Below are 18718 nucleotides of genomic sequence, written 5' to 3'. Positions count from 1 at the left end.
CGAGGGGGAACTTTATTACACTCTATTTCATGGATAGAAAGTATTTTTTTATATCGGATAAAAGGAATACCTTTACATGAGATAGAGTATTTTCTACCAAGGAATACCTCCCTAAAACATGTTGATACAGTAAACCATATGTGCGGAATCGTAGGATATATCGGCCATAAAGAGGCCTACCCCATACTTATCGGGGGCTTGAAACGTTTGGAATATAGAGGCTATGACAGTGCTGGAATAGCTTTACTTAGCAATAAGGGGGCTTTGAATGTATACAAGGAGAAAGGTAAGGTCTCTAACTTAGAAGAGCGTACCTCATCTTCCGATTTAACGGGGGCTTTAGGCATAGCACACACGCGATGGGCTACCCATGGGGAACCTTGTGAGAGAAATGCCCATCCTCATTATTCTGCCACCGAGGAGCTGGCCATTGTTCACAATGGTATTATTGAGAATTACAGAGAGATAAAAAGCGACCTCATTGATAAGGGGTATAAATTTATCAGCGACACTGACACGGAGGTTTTGGTACAGTTGATAGAGTACACAAAGAAGACTTATCAGTTACCTCTCTTTGAGTCTATTCAAAAGGCTCTGCAAAATGTTATCGGAGCCTATGCCATAGCCGTGATAGATAAGACAGTGCCCGAGCGTCTCATTGCAGCCCGTAAGAGTAGTCCTCTCGTAATAGGAGTGGGAGAGGGCAATCAGGAGTTCTTTATTGCCTCAGATGCGTCGCCGATAGTTGCCTATACACGCAATGTTATCTTCATTGAAGAGGAGGAAGTGGTGGAGCTGATTCCTGGAAGAGCTCCCCGTATAGAAACAATAGATAGACAAGTCGTACAACACAACCCTCAGGAGGTTAGCTTTGACATCGGGATGATTGAAAAAGATGGTTACGATCATTTCATGCTAAAGGAGATATTTGATCAGCCTCGATGCCTTGAAGATTGTATGAAAGGTCGTGTCAATAGCGAACTGCAAGAGGTGCTCCTTTCCTCGATACTCGATCATAAAGAAAAGCTAATGCAAGCTAAAAGAGTTATCATATTGGGTTGCGGTACTTCTTGGCATGCAGGGCTTATCGGGAAGCAACTTATAGAGGGGCTTGCGCGTATTCCCGTAGAGGTAGAGTACTCTTCGGAGTTTCGTTACAGAAATCCCGTGATTCAGCAAGATGATTTGGTGATAGCCATCTCTCAATCGGGAGAAACGGCCGATACTTTGGCGGCGATTAAGTTGGCAAAAGAGCATGGAGCTTATATCTACGGTGTATGTAATGCAATAGGTTCTTCTATCGCAAGAGCTACGGATACGGGTACCTATATACACGTTGGTCCCGAGATTGGTGTTGCTTCGACAAAAGCCTTTACGGGTCAGCTCACCGTCTTGGTGATGCTTGCTCTCTGCTTGGCAAAAGAAAAAGGAACTATATCGGAAGAAAAATATAAATCTCTGGTTCAGGAACTCACTGTAATACCAGAGAAAATAAAGAAGGTTTTTGAGCAGAGTACACGCATTAGAGAAATATCTCTGATATTTACCTACGCCAAGAACTTTATCTATTTGGGTCGAGGTTTGAACTACCCCGTAGCTTTGGAGGGAGCTCTAAAACTAAAAGAGATATCCTACATACATGCCGAGGGCTATCCTGCTGCAGAGATGAAGCATGGACCTATCGCTTTGATAGATGAGGAAATGCCTGTGGTAGTTATAGCCACCAAAGATGAGATTTACGACAAAGTGGTAAGTAATATACAAGAGATAAAATCTCGTAAAGGGCGTGTATTGGCAATTGTTTCCGAGGGAGATGAAGAAATCCGTAAGATAACCGACTATACGATAGAGGTTCCCAAGACTTTGCCCGAGCTAGATCCCCTTATTTCCGTAGTTCCTTTGCAGCTACTCTCTTATTACATTGCTGTTAATAAAGGGAAAGATGTAGATCAGCCTCGTAACTTGGCTAAGTCTGTAACGGTAGAGTAGTAAGAAGCAGAAAGGATAAACAGAAGGCGGCTCGGGGGACTTATGTAAAGTGTTCCGTTGCAGTTTTTCTATAGTATAAAATCAAAACAAAAGAACATAGTATTTATGAACAATTATTGGAATCAAAACAATCAAACTCCACCTCCTTATGGAGAGGCTTATGGGGTAGAAACAGCAAGTCCTGACTATGTGGTTTCTACCGAGAATGTGAATAAACTGTTCCGCAATGTATTCGTATGGATGGCTGCTGCCCTGGGGGTAACGGGTTTAACAAGTTACTTGGTGGCTTTTACTCCTCTGTTCTATTCTTTAGCTGCAACGCCATTGCTCTTTTGGGGACTAATTATTGCCGAATTAGGGTTGGTGTTTTTTCTCTCGGCTCGTTTGCACAAAATCTCGTTTGCGACAGCGAGTCTCTGTATGACGGCTTATTCGATTCTTAATGGGCTTACCTTGAGTTTTATATTTGCCGTTTACACAGCCTCTTCTATTATCAATACTTTCTTTATTGCTGCTGGTACTTTTGTGGCAATGGCTCTTGTGGGTACTTTCACCAAGAAAGATCTTTCCTCTTGGAGTCGTTATCTCATAATGGGAGTACTGGGCTTAATCATTGCCTCGGTGGTAAATATCTTCGTTAAATCAAGCACCTTTGAGTGGGTTATATCCATTATAGGGGTACTTATTTTTACAGTACTTACCGCTGTAGATACCAATAAGATTAAGAATATGCTAAGGGAGCATGATGGTGTTTGGGATGGAGAGACATTGAGAAAAGTCGCTCTTATGGGAGCTTTACAGCTTTATTTAGATTTTATAAATCTCTTCTTATATCTTCTTCGCTTCTTGGGAAGAAGAAACTAATGCGAGCAGTTTTTCTGCCGTTTGATAGAAGGTGGTTCTTTTTCTTCGAATAGCTTTCTATGAAAACATAAAAAGGGAGTTGTCTTTTGGCAACTCCCTTTTTGGAAAAAGAAACTAACTAAAAAATGATGAATGAAAAAGAAACGTTTATAATATCTGTATCAGAGCCATCCTCTCTGGAGTAGTTCTCTCTTTCGTCAAGAACTTTTGAGAAGAGTGTAGCTCATGTTTTTTTTGTTTAGTTGGCACGCTTTGCCTTTTTCCCCTGTCCGCGATTGGGGTTTTCTGAGGCTTGCATTGCCGATTCTATCTGTTTGCGTGTAAAGTGTCCTATAAAAGATATCGCTACGTACTCCTCGGGTTCATCGACCAAAAGATATAGGTCGTGGGCTTCGTTTCCCTTCATTTTAGCAACAAAGCGCATGGTGCGTTGTCCCTCTTTGACGAAGAAAAGTTGTTCATACTGCTTTTGGGTAGGTTTCAGTATGGGCGCAAACATAGAGCGTATCAAGGATATATTTTGAGCGTCAGATGCTGTGAAAATGTAGATCGAGCTGACCGATTGAATCAAGCCTTGTAGAGAGGGAGCTCCCCCCTCTTTACTTCCGAAGCGGAGGGTCGATTGTGAAAGCATCGAGGGAGATAGATAAACAACTGTGATACCGTCGGTCTGCATTAGACGGTCAAAGTCTATATCCTTGTTGTCCTGTGCCAATAATTGATTGGAGGCAAATAGGGTTAGTAAAGTAGCCAGTAGGGAGGCTATAGTTAAGCGCGGACTATTCATAATAATCTTATTTTGTGTCAATTTAATTCGTAGAAGGGTAGAGTTCTAATGTCTCCCAACCATAGGGATTTCGTTCCATGAAAGGTTCTAATTGTTGGTAGGAAGCCTCTATAGCTTCTGATGCTTGATTGATGGCAGACTGAGCTTTTACATAGTTGTCATTTCCACACTCAAAGCAGTCATTCAGTAGCGAGAAAACGCGTTCGGCGTGTATATCCACCTCCTCTTGAGCGATATAGGTATTGTCTCTGAAAGAGGGTTCTTCTGAGGTACGCATTAACCGTACTATCCCGAGTGTGAGGAGTAATGGAAAGGCTGCAGCAAGAGCGTAACGTTGAGCTTTCGATAGCGATCCCCATGTCTTTTTTCTTTTAGCAGGTAGGTTTTCTGCGTGCAGTTGTTTCGCTCCTGCAAAAAGCATCTCGATAGCTTTCAGATCGGCTTGATAGATACTCTCTGATGGTTCGTCTAATAAACAGAGATATAGCATAAGCTCCTCCTCGGGTGTGGTATTCCCAGAGTAAAACTTATCCAAAAACTGAGGTAGTTGTTCTCTTGAGATCATTGTAGTCAATTGATATTCTGTTTACTAATTTTCCTTTTCAAATAAATGACGTGCCTCTTTTCTTAGGCGAGAGAGCGCACTGCGTACGGTAGACTCCTGAAGTCCCAATTGCTCTGCCGTTTCTCCATTGGAGAGCATCTCGTAGTGTCTCAGACGAAAGATACTTTTTTGGGGTTCCTTGAGAGAGTTTACCCACTCTTCTAATCTTTTTTCTGTGCTTTTTCCTACCAATTCTTCATGAGGATTGGCAGAGTTGTCTATGCTGTTTTGTAGTGTCCATTGTGCTACCTCCCCAGTATCTCGAAGCCTTTCGGAGGCACTCTTGAGTTTGTCTAAACAGCGATTGCGGGCTAAGCGTACTACATAGGCTTGGGGCGATACTATCTCGTCCAACGAAGCTCTCTGTTCCCAAAGCTTTAGGTATATATCTTGTGTGGTATCGGCAGCCATTTCCCGATCGGAGAGTAATGCTACGCACACGGAAAGGATCACCTTTCGTAGAGGCAGGTATGTGCTGTTAAATGTGGTAGCATCCATTGAGAGGGGGTATTACTTCTTTGAGTCGGGAGTTATCTGCACATGGCTTTTAATGGCAAAAAGCCCCTTGAGTTGTATTGCACAGTAATTATTTCCTGTTACTGATATTATATAAAAGGCTCTATCCTCTTCTTTTTCCCCTTCTTGGGAAAAAACTCGGACGGTCTCCTCCCCCTCTTTTACGAACGTTATCAGTTCGCTTTTCGGAAAGGAGGAAGTAGTAAAAAGTTTTTTAAGAAGTGCTTGATCGGATAGGGAGAATGTTTCTAAAGAGTCGATTGAAATTAGGGAGAAACTGCCTGACATTCCGATAGATTTATCGAAATCTTCATGCTCTCCTGTGAGAGAAATACCGTTTAGGATAGAGTTTTTCTGTTGCAGGAAATCTGTTTGCGAAAGGTTAGCAAAATTTTCTGCTTCCGAAGAGACTATTTCTATGCCTTTTATTTGTGTGCAATCGTTGAATATCTTAGAAAGAGAGTCCTCTTTCTCGGTTTGTGCACGGAGCTGTAAACAGCTTAGAGCTCCTATTAAGGTGAAGATTAAAAATCGAATCATCTGCGATCGTAGTAAAAAACTATCGGGAACAAGTGGGCGCAACTACTATGCACCTCTACAACTTGCTCTACAACAAATTAGACGACCGACCTATTGTTTTGTTGCAAAGGATATAAAACTTTTTAGGGGATTTCCTTTGAGAATTATTTTTGACTTTTGGTGAAGCCCTTATTGTGACATTGTTAGACTACACAATGCTACGAATCATGTAATGTCCCGTAGATGTACTTTTTTAATAATATAGGAGTGTAAGGAGTTGATCTGGTACAAAGAGTTTACAGGCAATCTCTTGTATCATAGGCGCAGTTATGGTGTTTACGCGCTCTTCTATGGTGGAGAGGCTGTCATACTTGCGGTAGAAGAGAAGACTTTTGCCCATAGAGAGGAAAGCAGTCTCTCGAATATCAGAAGCAATAGCAAGTTGTCCCATTATTTGACGTTTAGCTGCTGCCAATTCCTTGTCGGATATAGGCTCTGTACAGAGACGCTCCAACTCTTGAAAAACAAGGGTTTTGGCAGCCTCTCTATCCTTATGAGCACAGCCAAAGTAGATGGTAAATACACCTGCGTTGGAGTAGGGGGTATAGTTGCTATCGACCGAATAGACGTAGCCTCTCTCTTCGCGCAGGCTCATATTGAGTCGGGAGTTCATTCCTGGGCCCCCTAATATATTGTTTAGAAGAGTAGTCACCAGTCGCTCCTTTTGGTGCATGGAGTAGGCATACCCTCCTATAATACAGTGCGTTTGATGTGTGCTAAATCGATGCGAAAGATAGAACGTTTTGGGTTTGTCTCCCACAGTGTGTAAAAGAGAGATTGGGCGCAGAGGTAATTGACTCTCCATGATGTGAGACGAGAAATAGGTATCGCAAAAAGCTAATACGTAGTCTATGTCTATTTTTCCTCGGAGGCAAAGCACCATGTTTTCGGGGCGATAATGTTGTTGTATAAACTTGCGTGCAGCTTGTGAGTTAATGCGTTCTACCGATGGGATGGTACCCAATATGTTGTGCCCCAATGAAGAACCTCTAAAAAGGAGGTCTTCGAACTCGTCGAATATCTGCTCGGCTGGAGAATCTTTATAGCTGTTTATCTCCTCGATGATTACCGATTTTTCTCGCTCAAGCTCCTCCTCAGGGATGCGACTGTGGAGTACTACATCTGTGAGCAGGTGGAGCATGCGACGTAAGTATTGCTCCTTGAACGCAGCATAGACAAAAGTTTCCTCTTTGGTGGTATAGGCATTGATGTCTGCCCCTACCTCTTCGGCTCTTTGGATAATATGCTTCGAGGTGCGGAGGCGAGTACCTTTGAACATCATGTGTTCGACCAGATGTGCCATCCCGAAGTAGCGTTGGGGATCATTTTGCGCTCCAACACGTACTATGTAGCCAGCGTATGTGATGGCACTGTTGTCGGGATAGTAGGCTATGGTTAGCCCCGAGGAGTGTTGATATAGTTCGTAATGCTCTTGCATAGAAGTGAGGGGGAGTAGAATCTATGTTGGAAAAACTTTTTTATTCCTTTGGAAAAGAGCGATGTGATGTTCTCTTTAAGTCCTTATAGGGGGTGTTTTTGAATCCTTTCTAAAGAGAAAGCAATGTTTTATTCAAAAGAAAAATCGCCACTTCTTCCGAAAAAGAAAAGGTGGCGACCTTTATTATTGGCTTTTGAGCAGTTAGCTATTTCGTACCTCTCTGGAGCGAAACGCTTTGTGTGCTACACCGTGTAGAGTATTACTCTGCTTGTGGAGCTTCTGCCTCTGCTGCTTCGGGAGCCTCTTCTGCAGGAGCTTCTGTAGCTTCTTCTGCATTCAAAGCTGCTTCTTCTTCAGCTTTAGCCTTGGCTTCGGCAGCACGCTTTTCAGCTAATTCTGTTGCCTTTGCCTTGTTGATTTCTTGTTCTGCAGCAAGACGGGTCTTAGCCTCTTCACGTTTCTTCGCATCGCGAGATGCAACTACTTCGTTGAGTTTGTCCATTTTGCTCTTACGCCACTCTTCAAAACGACGATCTGCAGTTGCTTGATCGAAAGCACCCTTCTTGACACCTTCGTTGAGGTGCTTTTTGAGGAGTACTCCTTCGCGAGAGAGAAGGCTACGAACCGTGTCTGTAGGTATAGCACCTACGCTCAACCAGTAAAGAGCTCTTTCGAAATTCAAATCTACTGAAGCAGGATTTGTGTTCGGATTATAAGAACCTATCCTTTCAATAAATCGTCCATCTCGTGGAGCCCTGCTGTCTGCGATAACGATCTTGTAGAAGGCATAGCCTTTGTGACCGTGACGCTGCAATCTAATCTTAGTTGCCATTTGTTACGTTTGAATTAATAAAACTCTTTTCTTGTTTCTGCGTGCCTCTACACACATTGGTTACAAAGGTATATATTTTTTCTTGGATCCCATTATACCTATAACTCAAAAAAAGGAAAAACATCGACTACCTTTTGTGTACCTCGTCAAAGTCTTTTATACATTCTTCCTTGTTGAAGATATGATCTGCGAGATAGCTCGGAGTGACTTCTGCTTCTTTCTGGAGGATAAGTTAAACATAGGTCCAAAGAAGTACATATCCCCAGAGAAGGACCGCAAGAAGAATACCTGCGATTTTTAAGAATTTCTTCACTGTATGAGAAAATAGTTAATTGAGTGAAAAATGTTGTTGGGATAGGCGGCTTATTTGCTGTTTTTGTACCCCCACTTTTGGAGTAATGGTAGGAGGGTATTGCGTTTGTCTCCTTGCAGAATGATAAGTCCCTCTTTGGCACTTCCGCCACATCCGAGAGATTGTTTAAGTCGAGTAGACAATTCTTTAAGGTCTTCTTCTGTACCAACAAATCCTGAAATAACGGTTGCCTCCTTGCCTTCCCGTCCCGCTCGTTCGTAGCGGATGCGTAGTACTTGTTGCTCTGGGGCAAGGGTTTCTACCTCTACCTCTTCTGGAATAGGTGTAAAATGGGGATCGGTGCTGTACACCAATCCCCCAAAGTCGTTGAATTGCTTCTTTTTGCTCATCAGTATCTGAAGCTACTACCACCCAAAAACTCTCTTAGTAGAGAGGTGCCAGGTAGTTTGTTTATCTGAATGTGGTTTATCATACGAAGGAAGCGCAGTAGGCGTTGTGCCTCACTGTACTCTGGCACCATGGGGGGAACTTCTAAGAGCAGAGGCTCGGCAAAACTTCTCAGAGCTGCGAGCTCGTACACCATAGCACTATTGAACATGGCATCGGCATTTTCTTGGAACGGGAATACCCATTTGTCCTCTCCCTTACGTACGGAGTTCCAGCGTTTGAGGGTCTCTATCGCAGAGTAACCTCTGTAGCGGTAGTCGCGTACCATGCGGCGAAGTAGTCTGTTGTCCGTAGTGGGAACTCGGTTGTGCGCATCAAGGCCGATGGTGGTTAGAGCACTTACGTAGACACGGAATAGTGCCTCTTGAGGGAAAGAGGGTAGTAAATCAGGGTTTAGAGCGTGGATCCCCTCTATGAGGAGAATATCTCCATCTTTTAGTATCAGGTGGTTGCCAGAAAAGACACGTTGCCCCGTTTTGAAGTCAAAGGAGGGGATTTCAACTTTTTTCTCCTTTAAGAGAGAGAGAAGATCTCTGTTGAAAAGTTCAAGGTCTAAGGCATACAAGGATTCAAAGTCATACTCCCCGTTCTCGTCTAGGGGTGTTTTCTCCCTATCTACAAAATAGTCGTCCATAGAGAGCATGTGAGGTTTAAGATAGCAGGTGCGTAGCTGTGTGCAGAGACGTTTCGTAAAAGTAGTTTTTCCCGAAGATGAGGGCCCCGATATCATTATAACGCGTACCCCGCTGGAGTATCGATTGGCAATCTCTTGGGCTATTTTGGCAATCCCCTTTTCTTGCATTGCTTCTGATACGTGGATTATATCTGCTATTTCGTTCCGTCTGATAGCTTTGTTCAAACTTCCAATATGCTCAATATCCAACATGGCCAAAAGTTGTTCTTGCTCCCTTATCACTTCTCGCATCTTGGGTTGTGTACTTACGGGAGCCAGTTTCGATAGGTTGTTAGCATTGGGGATGCGCAGGAGAAAACCATCCATGTGTCTTTCCAAACCATACAGGTATACGTATCCTGTAGAAGGAGCCAAGGAACCATAGTAAGTATCGGGATACCCATCCAACTCTAAGTAAGTCGTGTAGGGTAGACGTGCTGTTTCTATTAGATCGGCTTTGTCTTTTTCTCCTATGGACCTGAATAGTTCGATAGCTTTGTCGGAAGGAACAGTACGGGGAACGAATGGAAGATCAGCTTTTATTATCTCGTCAATACGGCTACGTAGCTTCTTTAATTCCTCATCGGTTATGGGGGTTGCTCTTTTTATTGAGCAGTAGTAGCCGTTAGCAAGAGAATGCTCTACAAAAAACTTGCTTCCAGGAAGAATATCCGCTATTGCTTTACTTACAATAAAGCTTAGTGTACGTACATAAGTACGCATGCCACTTCCGTCAGTTATGTCTACAAAATGGAGTGTTGCTGGTTCGTAAAGTCTATCTGTAAGGCTGAGAGTGTTATTATTCACTCTGCAGTTAATTGGCTTAAATCCAAGTTCTTTTTCATTTTGTTGGGCTAATTCTAGAAGGGAAATTCCTTGAGGAACGAGTTCTTCCTTTCCGAGGTTTGTATAGGTAACTAATATTGTATTCATAGCTTTTTGAGCATTTTCAACTATATTTGTCTCCAAAAATAGGGAAAGAATAAAAGATAAGCAAAACGGATGGAGTACGGTATTTTGGATTTGATTAGGCTGATTGGATCTCTCGGACTTTTTCTTTATGGAATGAAGATAATGAGTGAGGGGCTGCAAAAAGTAGCTGGGGACAGGATGCGAGGAGTCCTATCTGCAATGACCTCCAACCGTTTTTTAGGAGTTTTTACGGGGATATTTGTTACGGCTTTAGTACAGTCCTCCTCTGCTACAACCTTAATGACTGTTAGCTTTGTGAACGCAGGGTTGTTGAACTTGGCTCAGTCTATAAGTGTCATTATGGGTGCCAATATTGGAACAACGGTTACTGCTTGGATTATCTCTTTGTTGGGATTTAAGGTTGATATTAGTGCTTTTGCCGTTCCCCTATTCGCTGCAGCAATACCTCTAATCTTTTCTAAACGGACCAAATGGAACTCTTGGGGAGAGTTTGTAATTGGTTTCTCTTTACTTTTTTTGGGATTGCAGTTTTTAAAGAGTTCCATGCCCGATTTACAGGGTAATCCCGAGGCTTTGGCTTTCTTACAGAAATATACCAATATGGGCTTTGTTTCTGTGTTGATATTCCTTTTTATTGGAGCTATAATGACTGTGGTAGTACAGTCTTCCAGTGCTACGGTCGCTATAACCCTGATTATGTGTTCGAAGGGGTGGATTCCTTTTGAAATGGCTACGGCGATGATTCTCGGTGAGAACATTGGTACTACTATTACGGCTAATTTGGCCGCACTGAACGCCAATGTTGTGGCTAAACGTACAGCGTTTTCTCACTTCTTGTTTAATGTCTTGGGGGTAATTTGGATTCTTTGTGTTTTCTTCCCTTTCACCAATTTTGTTGCAGATGTTGTGGCAAAGGGTGGCACAGATCCTCGCTCTCTATTTTCCTACATAGGAGAACTGTCCAACACCTATTCTCCTGCCGATTTAGCTCTTATAACATCAGACGCACCTTTAACTAATGCTGGTCTACAAGCTGTACAGAAGCAACTCTTGAGTATGGCAGGTTCAATATCTGTAGGTCTTGCGTTATTTCATACGATTTTTAACGTGGCGAATGTTTTGGTGATGGTGTGGTTTGTTAATGTCTACGTATACATTTGCGAGCGAGTGATACGTCCTCGTAGGTCTCAGACAGAGGAAACACCTGAAACTCACCTGCGTTTTATTTCTTCTCGTATGCTCTCTACAAGTGAGCTTTCTCTATTACAGGTTCATAAAGAGATTGCCTCTTATGGTCGCAGAGCTTTAGATATGTTGGAGATGGATAAAACTCTTATTGTAACCAAAGATAAGGAGGAGTTTGAACAGGTCTTTAATCGTATAGAAAAGTTTGAGAATATATGTGATCGAATAGAGGTTGAAATTGTCAATTATCTGAATAAACTATCGGATGGCGATTTAAGTAGTGAAACCAAGGAAGAAGTTCGTATCATGATGCGTGTGGCAACTGAGATTGAAAGCTTAGGAGATACCAGTTTTAACATAGCAAGAACACTGAAGAAACAGAGCTTGAATGGTTGTGTATTTAGCCCTCAGTTAGAGGAAAACTTACTGCATCTTCACGAAATAGTATTGCGATCTGCCCAATACATGGTAGAGGTGCTTGAAATGTCGAGTCCTTCGATTGATGCTGTACACAAAGCGTACAATATAGAGAATGAGATAGATCATAAGAGGGATCTCTTGAAAGCCAAAAACATGCAAGATTTGGATAATCATGTGTATCCATATCAAGAGTCTGTATACTATCTTGACGTTATTGATGAGTATGAGCATTTTGGAGATTATGCTCTCAATGTGGTACAAGCTGTCGCCGAAAAAAAAGTGTGAATAAAAAACTCTCCCATATATGTCTGTAGAAATACGAATAGTACAAAATCGGGCTGAACTCAAGAAGTTCGTTCAGTTTGGGAATGATTTGTACAAGAAAAATCCATATCAGATTCCTTTGTTGATAGAGGACGAATTAAATACATTGGACAAGGATAAAAACCCCGCTTTTGAATCTTGTGAAGCCGTATATTTCTTGGCCTACAGGGAAAAACAAATAGTTGGCCGTATAGCTGGAATCATAAATCATAAAGCGAATGAAACATGGAATCAAAATAATGCTCGTTTTGGTTTTGTAGATTTCATAAATGACAACGAGGTTGTAGAGGCTCTTTTTTCGGCTGTGGAGGCTTGGGCACGTAGTCGTAATATGGATATGCTTCATGGACCTATGGGATTCACCGATTTAGATAGGCAAGGTATGCTTGTCGAAGGTTTTGATCAATTGGGGACTTTGGCCACGAATTATAACTATGCCTATTATCCCAAGCAGTTAGAACGTTTAGGATTTATAAAAGATCAAGATTGGAAAGAGTTTAAAATCCAGATGCCTGACTCTATTCCAGAAAAACATCTTCGTATAGCTGATATAGTGCGAGAAAAGTATGGTTTGAGAGTTGTTAAGTTCAAATCAAGAAAAGAACTACCTTCCTATATAGGTCCGATTTTTGAAACCTTAAATAAGGCCTATGCCAACTTATATGGTTTTTCTGAACTTAGTCCCGCTCAGATTGATTTTTATGCAAAAATGTATATTCCTCTTCTTCGCTTAGATTTTGTTACTGTTATTGAGCGGAAAGAGGATAATAAGGTTATTGGCTTTGCTATAGCCTTACCCAATTTGAGTAGTGCTTTGAGGAGAGCAGATGGAAAGCTATTTCCTTTTGGTTTTATGCACCTCCTAAAGGCCTTAAAGGGGAGAGTCAAGGTCGTTGATTTGTACTTGGTAGGAGTTTTGCCAGAGTATATGAACAAAGGTATTAACGCTCTTCTTTTTAATGACTTGATTCCTATATTCAAGAGTAATGGTGTTGTGTATGCCGAGAGTAATCCTGAATTGGAAACTAATATGGCTGTTCAGATGCAGTGGAATTATTTTGAAAGAATACATCATAAAACGCGTAGAGCTTATATAAAACAATTGTAGTCTATCCCATGAGCTTTGATGCCCCTAAAATAGAATATAACGAGGCTGACTTTACAACCCTTTCTTGGGATGAGCATATTCGTCGTCGCCCTGGAATGTATATTGGCAAGTTGGGAGATGGAAGTCTTCCTGATGACGGAATTTATGTGCTTCTGAAAGAGGTTATAGATAATTCTGTTGACGAGTTTGTTATGGGGCAGGGAAAGACTATAGAGATAACTATTGCTGATGGGGAAGTTACCGTTCGAGATTATGGGCGAGGTATACCATTGGGAAAGTTGAACGATGCTGTCTCTCGTATGAACACGGGAGCTAAAATAGATTCTCAAGCCTTTAAAAAGTCGGTGGGTTTAAATGGAGTTGGGCTAAAAGCAGTAAATGCTCTTTCTCAAAAATTTGTTGTGCAGTCTTTTAGGGATGGATTTACAAAAAAAATATCCTATTCCTCAGCACAAATACAAGAGGAAGAGCCTTCTTTCCCATCGGAAAAGCCCTCTGGAACACTTGTTTCCTTTATTCCAGACCCGAAATTGTTCAAGAATTATGCTTATAGGAATGAAATCGTCATTTCTATGGTGCGTAACTACACTTTTCTTAATGCAGGTCTTACCATTATCTACAATGGAAGGAAGTATCAGAGCAAAAATGGCCTAAAAGATCTTCTTTCGGAAGATTTAACGGGAGACCCTTTATATCCTATCATTCACCTTGAAGGTGAGGATATAGAGGTAGCGATAACCCATGTTAATCAGTATGGAGAAGAATTTTATAGTTTTGTAAATGGGCAGAATACCACACAAGGAGGAACTCATTTGAGTGCTTTTAGAGAGGCTGTAGCCCGTGTGATAAAGGAGTTTTTTTCAAAGAATTTTGACTACTCAGATATTCGTTCTGGAATGGCTGCTGCTATCAGCCTAAAAGTTGTTGAGCCAACTTTTGAAAGTCAAACTAAGACCAAACTGGGGTCAAAAGATATGGTTCCAGATGAACCTCAGTATAAAAATGAGCCTTTAAAGGGAGTCAGTATACAGCGTTATATAGGAGATTTTTTGAAAGATAGACTGGATGATTTTCTTCACATACATAGTGCTATCTCTGAGGTGCTTTTGAAAAAAATACAAGATAGTGAGCGTGAGCGAAAGGCTATCAGTGGAGTAGCTAAGCTGGCTAGAGAAAGGGCTAAAAAGGCTAATCTTCATAACAAAAAACTCCGAGATTGTAGTGTCCATTTTAATGATTCGAAAGCAAAAGATCCAGAGCGAACGTCAATATTCATAACAGAGGGGAATTCCGCTAGTGGTTCTATAACAACAAGTCGAGATCCAAAGTATCAAGCTGTGTTTAGCTTAAGAGGAAAGCCGCTGAATTGCTTTGGTTTGACAAAAAAGATTGTCTATGAAAATGAAGAATTCAATCTCCTGCAAGCTGCTTTGAATATTGAGGATGGCATGGATGGATTACGTTATAACCGCATTATTATAGCTACTGATGCCGATGACGATGGTATGCACATCCGTCTTTTAATGCTCACTTTTTTTCTTCAGTTTTTCCCAGATTTGGTGCGTAAAGGGCATGTTTTTGTCTTGGAGACGCCTCTTTATAGAGTTACTCTTCCACCAGCTGAGGTGCATCTGCGTAGAAAAAAGAGAGGAGTGTCTTTAGAGGAGTATACTTACTATTGTTATACCGAAGAGGAAAGGGATGAAGCTTTGTCTATACTTGGGAAAAAAGCAGAGCTTACTCGCTTTAAGGGATTGGGAGAGATATCTGCAGATGAGTTTAAAGGACTCATCTCTGAAGAAAATATTAAGCTTAAACAAGTGACCTTGCGCCGAGAAGATACTTATAAGCATCTGCTTGATTTTTATATGGGTAAAAATACACCAGAGCGACAGGACTTTATTATAGGAAATCTGCTTGTAGGCGAAGAATAAATGATATGACGAAAAAAAAAGCTCTTTTTGCTGGAACATTTGACCCTTTTACAAAGGGACATGCCGATATCGTTCGTCGAGGGTTATTACTTTTTGATCGTGTGGTTATCGCTATAGGTGTTAACCCTAATAAGAGTACATACTTTTCGCTTGAAAAGCGGCTGGAGCAGATTAGATGTTATTACCAGTATGATGATAGAGTGGAAGTAATTGCGTATACAGGATTGACCGTGGACTTAATAAAAGAAACGAAGTCTATTGCACTATTGAGGGGAATTCGTTCCTTCCTCGATTATGAGTACGAGAAGAATTTGGCAGATTTGAACAGTCATTTGACAGGAGTGGATACCGTTTTTCTTTTAACAGATCAGTCTCTTTCTCATATTAGTAGTAATGCTGTAAGAGAACTCTTGTCCTATGGAAAAGATGTTTCTTCAATGCTTCCAGAAGGCTTCCTTCTCCTTTAGTCTTATTGTGTGTCTGTTTTGGCGGAGAACTTTTTGCTTCTGTTTTTCTTGTATTCCTTTGATTTAGGGTGCTTTTTGTAGGTGCTTTTTGGCTTTGTGCAATCTTTCTCTCTTGAAAAAAGATGTTTTTTGTGATGTTTTTTTCCCTTTTCTTGTTGTTTTTTTATATTTAGTTGCTTATTCTAAAGAATATGTTATCTTTGCGTAGTGATTGTAGTGTGGATTGAAATAGAAAATTATAGTAAACGCTAACAATGAATAGTAAAATGATGAAGGTAAAGTACTTATTGCTCTCTATAATGGGAGCTACAGCACTCTCCGCGAGTGCTCAACAATCTACGACACCTGAGACTCAAATTTTGCCAGCTCGCAAGACGGCTTTTGACCGTTCCGCGGGTCACTGGTTCTTGACTCTACAGGGTGGTGTAAATGCACAGTTTTTGGAAGAAAACGAGTCTCAAGACATCGTAAATCGTCTCCGTGTGATGCCAACTCTTTCTTTAGGAAAGTGGCACAATCCCTATTTTGCAACCCGTTTGCAAGTTTTTGGGGGGCCAACCCCTACTTACTACAAGGAGGTTTCTGGGGAGGTTAAGGCCCTAAATACCGCCATGGCTGGAGCTCACTTTGATTTTATGTTTGATGTAGTAAACTTCTATGCAAAGTATAATCCTAAACGAGTATTCCATTTGATTCCTTGGTTCGGTGTGGGATATGGTTTCAAATACTATAACGATTTTGCTGATTTAGCTGATATGATTCAGTTTAATGAACCCTTCCGTCACTCAGCAACTGCGAATGCTGGTTTGATGATGAGTTTTCGCTTGGCAAAACGTTTGGATTTGGTTCTGGAAGGGCAGGCTATATATTCTAACTTGAATATTGTAAAGCAAGAGATAGATTATAAAGCCCCCATTATGCCCTATTCAAATATCTACAACGGATTGACAGGTGTCGTTACTGCAGGTCTCAACTTTAATCTCGGTCGTGTTGCTTGGGAGTCCGTAACTCCTATGGATATGGATCTTATTAATGACCTAAACGGACAAATTAACCGTTTGCGTTCTGAGAATACAGAGTTGAGAAAACGTCCAGTTTCTTGCCCAGAATGTCCTGAAGTTACTGCAGAGACGGAAGTAGTTACTGAAAACGTTTTAGGTGATAAGGCGATTGTTTTCAAGTTTAATAGCGCAACTATTGACAAAGATCAACACATTGTTTTGCAGGATATCGCTGACTTTGTTAAAGATGGCAACAAAGCTATTGTTGTAATAGGCTTCGCAGATACAACAGGTGATATTAATTACAATATGCATTTGTCAGAACGTCGTGCAAAAGCAGTTGCTGAGGCTCTGGTTAATAAGTTCGGGGTGTCTTCTGATATGATTTCTGTTGAGTGGCAGGGAGAAACAGAGCAATTTAATCCTCGTGCTTGGAATCGTGTTGTCATCGTTCGTTCTAAGTAATTGTAGTACTAACATTGAAAATGATAAATATCAATATGAAGGCAAAAGTATTAATGCTTGCTCTCGTGGGAACTTGCGTTCTCTCTTTTGGGGCAAAAGCTCAGGAGACTTCTCAGAAGTCTGCTCATAAGACTATTTTTAATCGCGACAAAGGATCAGATCATTGGTTCATTGATATACAAGGAGGTGTGGGAATGCTCCCATTTGGGGAAGCAAATAATGCTGCTGAGTTAGTAGACCGCATTTATCCTATTCCAACACTTGCTGTTGGAAAGTGGCATGAGCCTTGGTTTGCAACACGTGTTCAGCTTACAGCCTGGAACATGAAAGGGTTTGAAAACCCTGCAGCTCCTGTCGCTTATCACAATTTGTTTGGAACACTCCAATACGAATTTATGTTTGACGTAGTAAACTATTTTGCAAAGTACAACCCTAAACGAGTTTTTCATATGATTCCTTTTGTTGGGGTTGGAGGTGCTTATAAGTATCATACTACAGATTCTAAGGGCGTTGTAGACAACCGTTTTACTAAACATGATCCTTCTTTCTCTGCAAATGCAGGTTTGATTTTCAAGTTTCGACTCGGTCGTCGCGTAGATCTTAACATTGAAGCACAGATGTTAGCTTCTAAGATTAATCTTGCTGGTTCTCAATTGGCAGCTAATGGGGCTGATTTGATGGCTTTTGCTACGGCTGGTTTAGGATTTAATCTTGGTAAGCCTGAGTGGACAGAGATCGTTCCTATGGATTGGGGATTGGTCAATGATCTCAATGGGCAAATTAACAACCTTCGTGCAGAAAATGCGGAGTTGAGCAAGCGTCCTGTTTCTTGTCCTGAATGTCCAGAACCTACTACAGAGACTGTAACAAAGACAGTTCTCCGTAATGTGGTTTACTTCCGTATCGGTAGTGCGAAGATTGATCAGAATCAATATATCAACATCTACAATACTGCTGAATATGCGAAGAATAACAATAGCAAGATTTATCTTGTTGGTTATGCAGATGAAAAGACGGGTACAAGTGGTTTTAACATGTCTCTATCTGAAAAGAGAGCTAAGGCTGTTGCTAAGGTACTTGTTGACAAGTATGGAATTTCTGAGGACATGATTGTTGTTGATTACAAGGGGTCTACAGAGCAACCATATGAAGTTAACGAATGGAATCGTATTGTAGTGATGACTGCTGCGGAATAAGAGATTCTCATTTAACTAAATCTTAGGGATGCCGTATCGTAGGTTTTCTACGGTACGGCATTTTTTATATAGAACTTAACTTTAGAGGAAAGTAATAAAATTCTTGTTGTCAACTGAAGAGATTTATGGAGACTACCTTTTTGTAATAAAAGAAGAAATTTAGAAAGGAGATTTGATTAGAGCTTTTAAAGCTCGTTTTAGAAGGTATAGCAACTTACAAACATTCCGACTAATACGAGACTATGAAGAAGATATAGAACTAAGTAGAGAGGATATTTTACAAGAAAACATGGAGCTATAAAATACAACCGCCAAACCCTCTAAAAGAAAGTTTGGTAGTGTCCGAAAAAGTGTGTAAGAGTAGTTGTTCCTTTTTTACCACAGGGGCATGCCCCTGTGGTAAAAACTTTGTGGTTTTCTTGTTATTATCCATTTATTTAATCCTCCACTCTTGGAAGTAGGGCAACCTCCTAGCATAAGTCCTTTCAGTCATCTCTCGGGCAACAGATCCTAAGAGGAATAGGACGGCATCAGCCGAGGGTAAAGCCCCGCGCATACGTAACGTACGCTTATAGCTACGATTAAGACGCTCCACCCAGTTCGTCGAGTAAATCATACGACGAACCTCCTCAGGAAATCTCAG

Annotated in this window: 17 protein-coding genes; 8 read left to right on the top strand and 9 right to left on the bottom strand. The window is 41.2% G+C overall.

The window, feature by feature from the left end:
* Window positions 1-138: 138 nt before the first annotated feature.
* Together glmS and B5D06_RS05055 are read left to right on the top strand one after the other, a co-directional pair.
* The gene (gene glmS / locus B5D06_RS05060) at window positions 139-1989 is read left to right on the top strand and encodes a glutamine--fructose-6-phosphate transaminase (isomerizing) (RefSeq protein ID WP_078736983.1); all 1851 of its coding nucleotides are present in this window, start codon (window positions 139-141) and stop codon (window positions 1987-1989) included.
* Between the two features lie 105 nt (window positions 1990-2094).
* On the top strand, window positions 2095-2853 hold the full coding sequence (locus B5D06_RS05055; RefSeq protein WP_078736928.1) for a Bax inhibitor-1/YccA family protein: 759 nt from the start codon (window positions 2095-2097) through the stop codon (window positions 2851-2853).
* 238 nt (window positions 2854-3091) lie between these two features.
* Here B5D06_RS05055 and B5D06_RS05050 read toward each other — a convergent pair whose 3' ends face one another.
* From B5D06_RS05050 to B5D06_RS05010, 8 genes are all read right to left on the bottom strand, one after another.
* Window positions 3092-3640, bottom strand: a complete 549-nt coding sequence (locus B5D06_RS05050) for a DUF4252 domain-containing protein (protein ID WP_078736927.1) — start codon at window positions 3638-3640, stop codon at window positions 3092-3094.
* 22 nt (window positions 3641-3662) lie between these two features.
* Window positions 3663-4205, bottom strand: coding sequence for a hypothetical protein (locus B5D06_RS05045; protein ID WP_078736926.1), 543 nt, complete (start codon window positions 4203-4205; stop codon window positions 3663-3665).
* 24 nt (window positions 4206-4229) lie between these two features.
* The gene (locus B5D06_RS05040; RefSeq protein ID WP_078736925.1) at window positions 4230-4742 is read right to left on the bottom strand and encodes an RNA polymerase sigma factor; all 513 of its coding nucleotides are present in this window, start codon (window positions 4740-4742) and stop codon (window positions 4230-4232) included.
* 12 nt (window positions 4743-4754) lie between these two features.
* The gene (locus B5D06_RS05035; RefSeq protein WP_078736924.1) at window positions 4755-5300 is read right to left on the bottom strand and encodes a hypothetical protein; all 546 of its coding nucleotides are present in this window, start codon (window positions 5298-5300) and stop codon (window positions 4755-4757) included.
* A 232-nt stretch (window positions 5301-5532) separates the two neighbouring features.
* Window positions 5533-6777 (bottom strand): M16 family metallopeptidase, encoded by a 1245-nt coding sequence (locus B5D06_RS05030; RefSeq protein WP_078736923.1) that lies wholly within the window; start codon window positions 6775-6777, stop codon window positions 5533-5535.
* A gap of 259 nt (window positions 6778-7036) precedes the next feature.
* A complete protein-coding gene (locus B5D06_RS05025) occupies window positions 7037-7609 on the bottom strand; it encodes a 30S ribosomal protein S16 (RefSeq protein WP_078736922.1) in 573 nt (190 codons plus the stop codon).
* Between the two features lie 363 nt (window positions 7610-7972).
* The gene (locus B5D06_RS05015) at window positions 7973-8311 is read right to left on the bottom strand and encodes a translation initiation factor (RefSeq protein WP_078736920.1); all 339 of its coding nucleotides are present in this window, start codon (window positions 8309-8311) and stop codon (window positions 7973-7975) included.
* A complete protein-coding gene (locus B5D06_RS05010; protein WP_078736919.1) occupies window positions 8311-9975 on the bottom strand; it encodes a nucleoside kinase in 1665 nt (554 codons plus the stop codon). The genes B5D06_RS05015 and B5D06_RS05010 overlap by 1 nt, the downstream gene beginning before the upstream one ends.
* A 69-nt stretch (window positions 9976-10044) precedes the next feature.
* On the opposite strand from B5D06_RS05010, the gene B5D06_RS05005 reads away from it, so the two are divergent.
* From B5D06_RS05005 to B5D06_RS04980, 6 genes are all read left to right on the top strand, one after another.
* On the top strand, window positions 10045-11865 hold the full coding sequence (locus B5D06_RS05005) for a Na/Pi cotransporter family protein (protein WP_078736918.1): 1821 nt from the start codon (window positions 10045-10047) through the stop codon (window positions 11863-11865).
* A 19-nt stretch (window positions 11866-11884) separates the two neighbouring features.
* Window positions 11885-13012 carry a GNAT family N-acetyltransferase gene (locus B5D06_RS05000; protein WP_078736917.1) on the top strand — a complete coding sequence of 376 codons (1128 nt, stop codon included), beginning with the start codon at window positions 11885-11887 and terminating at the stop codon, window positions 13010-13012.
* 8 nt (window positions 13013-13020) lie between these two features.
* On the top strand, window positions 13021-14946 hold the full coding sequence (locus tag B5D06_RS04995; RefSeq protein WP_078736916.1) for a DNA topoisomerase IV subunit B: 1926 nt from the start codon (window positions 13021-13023) through the stop codon (window positions 14944-14946).
* A gap of 5 nt (window positions 14947-14951) precedes the next feature.
* On the top strand, window positions 14952-15413 hold the full coding sequence (gene coaD / locus B5D06_RS04990; protein WP_078736915.1) for a pantetheine-phosphate adenylyltransferase: 462 nt from the start codon (window positions 14952-14954) through the stop codon (window positions 15411-15413).
* A 266-nt stretch (window positions 15414-15679) separates the two neighbouring features.
* A complete protein-coding gene (locus tag B5D06_RS04985) occupies window positions 15680-16879 on the top strand; it encodes an OmpA family protein (RefSeq protein WP_317041736.1) in 1200 nt (399 codons plus the stop codon).
* Window positions 16880-16914: 35 nt separating this feature from the next.
* Window positions 16915-18075: an OmpA family protein gene (locus B5D06_RS04980; protein WP_078736981.1), complete on the top strand. Its 1161-nt coding sequence runs from the start codon at window positions 16915-16917 to the stop codon at window positions 18073-18075.
* Between the two features lie 433 nt (window positions 18076-18508).
* On the opposite strand, the gene B5D06_RS04975 is transcribed toward B5D06_RS04980, so the two are convergent.
* A partial coding sequence (locus B5D06_RS04975) for a transposase (RefSeq protein ID WP_200804984.1) occupies window positions 18509-18718 on the bottom strand: 210 nt, incomplete at its 5' end.

Source organism: Porphyromonas circumdentaria (assembly GCF_900167105.1).
In the GTDB taxonomy this organism is placed as follows: Bacteria; Bacteroidota; Bacteroidia; order Bacteroidales; family Porphyromonadaceae; genus Porphyromonas; species Porphyromonas circumdentaria.
Note: the sequence above shows the minus strand (reverse complement) of the source record. Positions and strands in the feature narration are given on the sequence as shown.

Coding starts and splice junctions, on each gene's coding strand:
- B5D06_RS05000 (WP_078736917.1), top strand. CDS start 11,885: ATGTCTGTAGAAATACGAATAGTACAAAATCGGGCTGAACTCAAGAAG.
- coaD (WP_078736915.1), top strand. CDS start 14,952: ATGACGAAAAAAAAAGCTCTTTTTGCTGGAACATTTGACCCTTTTACA.
- B5D06_RS05025 (WP_078736922.1), bottom strand. CDS start 7,609: ATGGCAACTAAGATTAGATTGCAGCGTCACGGTCACAAAGGCTATGCC.
- B5D06_RS05050 (WP_078736927.1), bottom strand. CDS start 3,640: ATGAATAGTCCGCGCTTAACTATAGCCTCCCTACTGGCTACTTTACTA.
- B5D06_RS05035 (WP_078736924.1), bottom strand. CDS start 5,300: ATGATTCGATTTTTAATCTTCACCTTAATAGGAGCTCTAAGCTGTTTA.
- B5D06_RS05005 (WP_078736918.1), top strand. CDS start 10,045: ATGGAGTACGGTATTTTGGATTTGATTAGGCTGATTGGATCTCTCGGA.
- B5D06_RS04985 (WP_317041736.1), top strand. CDS start 15,680: ATGATGAAGGTAAAGTACTTATTGCTCTCTATAATGGGAGCTACAGCA.
- B5D06_RS05030 (WP_078736923.1), bottom strand. CDS start 6,777: ATGCAAGAGCATTACGAACTATATCAACACTCCTCGGGGCTAACCATA.
- B5D06_RS04980 (WP_078736981.1), top strand. CDS start 16,915: ATGAAGGCAAAAGTATTAATGCTTGCTCTCGTGGGAACTTGCGTTCTC.
- B5D06_RS05010 (WP_078736919.1), bottom strand. CDS start 9,975: ATGAATACAATATTAGTTACCTATACAAACCTCGGAAAGGAAGAACTC.
- B5D06_RS04995 (WP_078736916.1), top strand. CDS start 13,021: ATGAGCTTTGATGCCCCTAAAATAGAATATAACGAGGCTGACTTTACA.
- B5D06_RS05040 (WP_078736925.1), bottom strand. CDS start 4,742: ATGGATGCTACCACATTTAACAGCACATACCTGCCTCTACGAAAGGTG.
- glmS (WP_078736983.1), top strand. CDS start 139: ATGTGCGGAATCGTAGGATATATCGGCCATAAAGAGGCCTACCCCATA.
- B5D06_RS05055 (WP_078736928.1), top strand. CDS start 2,095: ATGAACAATTATTGGAATCAAAACAATCAAACTCCACCTCCTTATGGA.
- B5D06_RS05045 (WP_078736926.1), bottom strand. CDS start 4,205: ATGATCTCAAGAGAACAACTACCTCAGTTTTTGGATAAGTTTTACTCT.
- B5D06_RS05015 (WP_078736920.1), bottom strand. CDS start 8,311: ATGAGCAAAAAGAAGCAATTCAACGACTTTGGGGGATTGGTGTACAGC.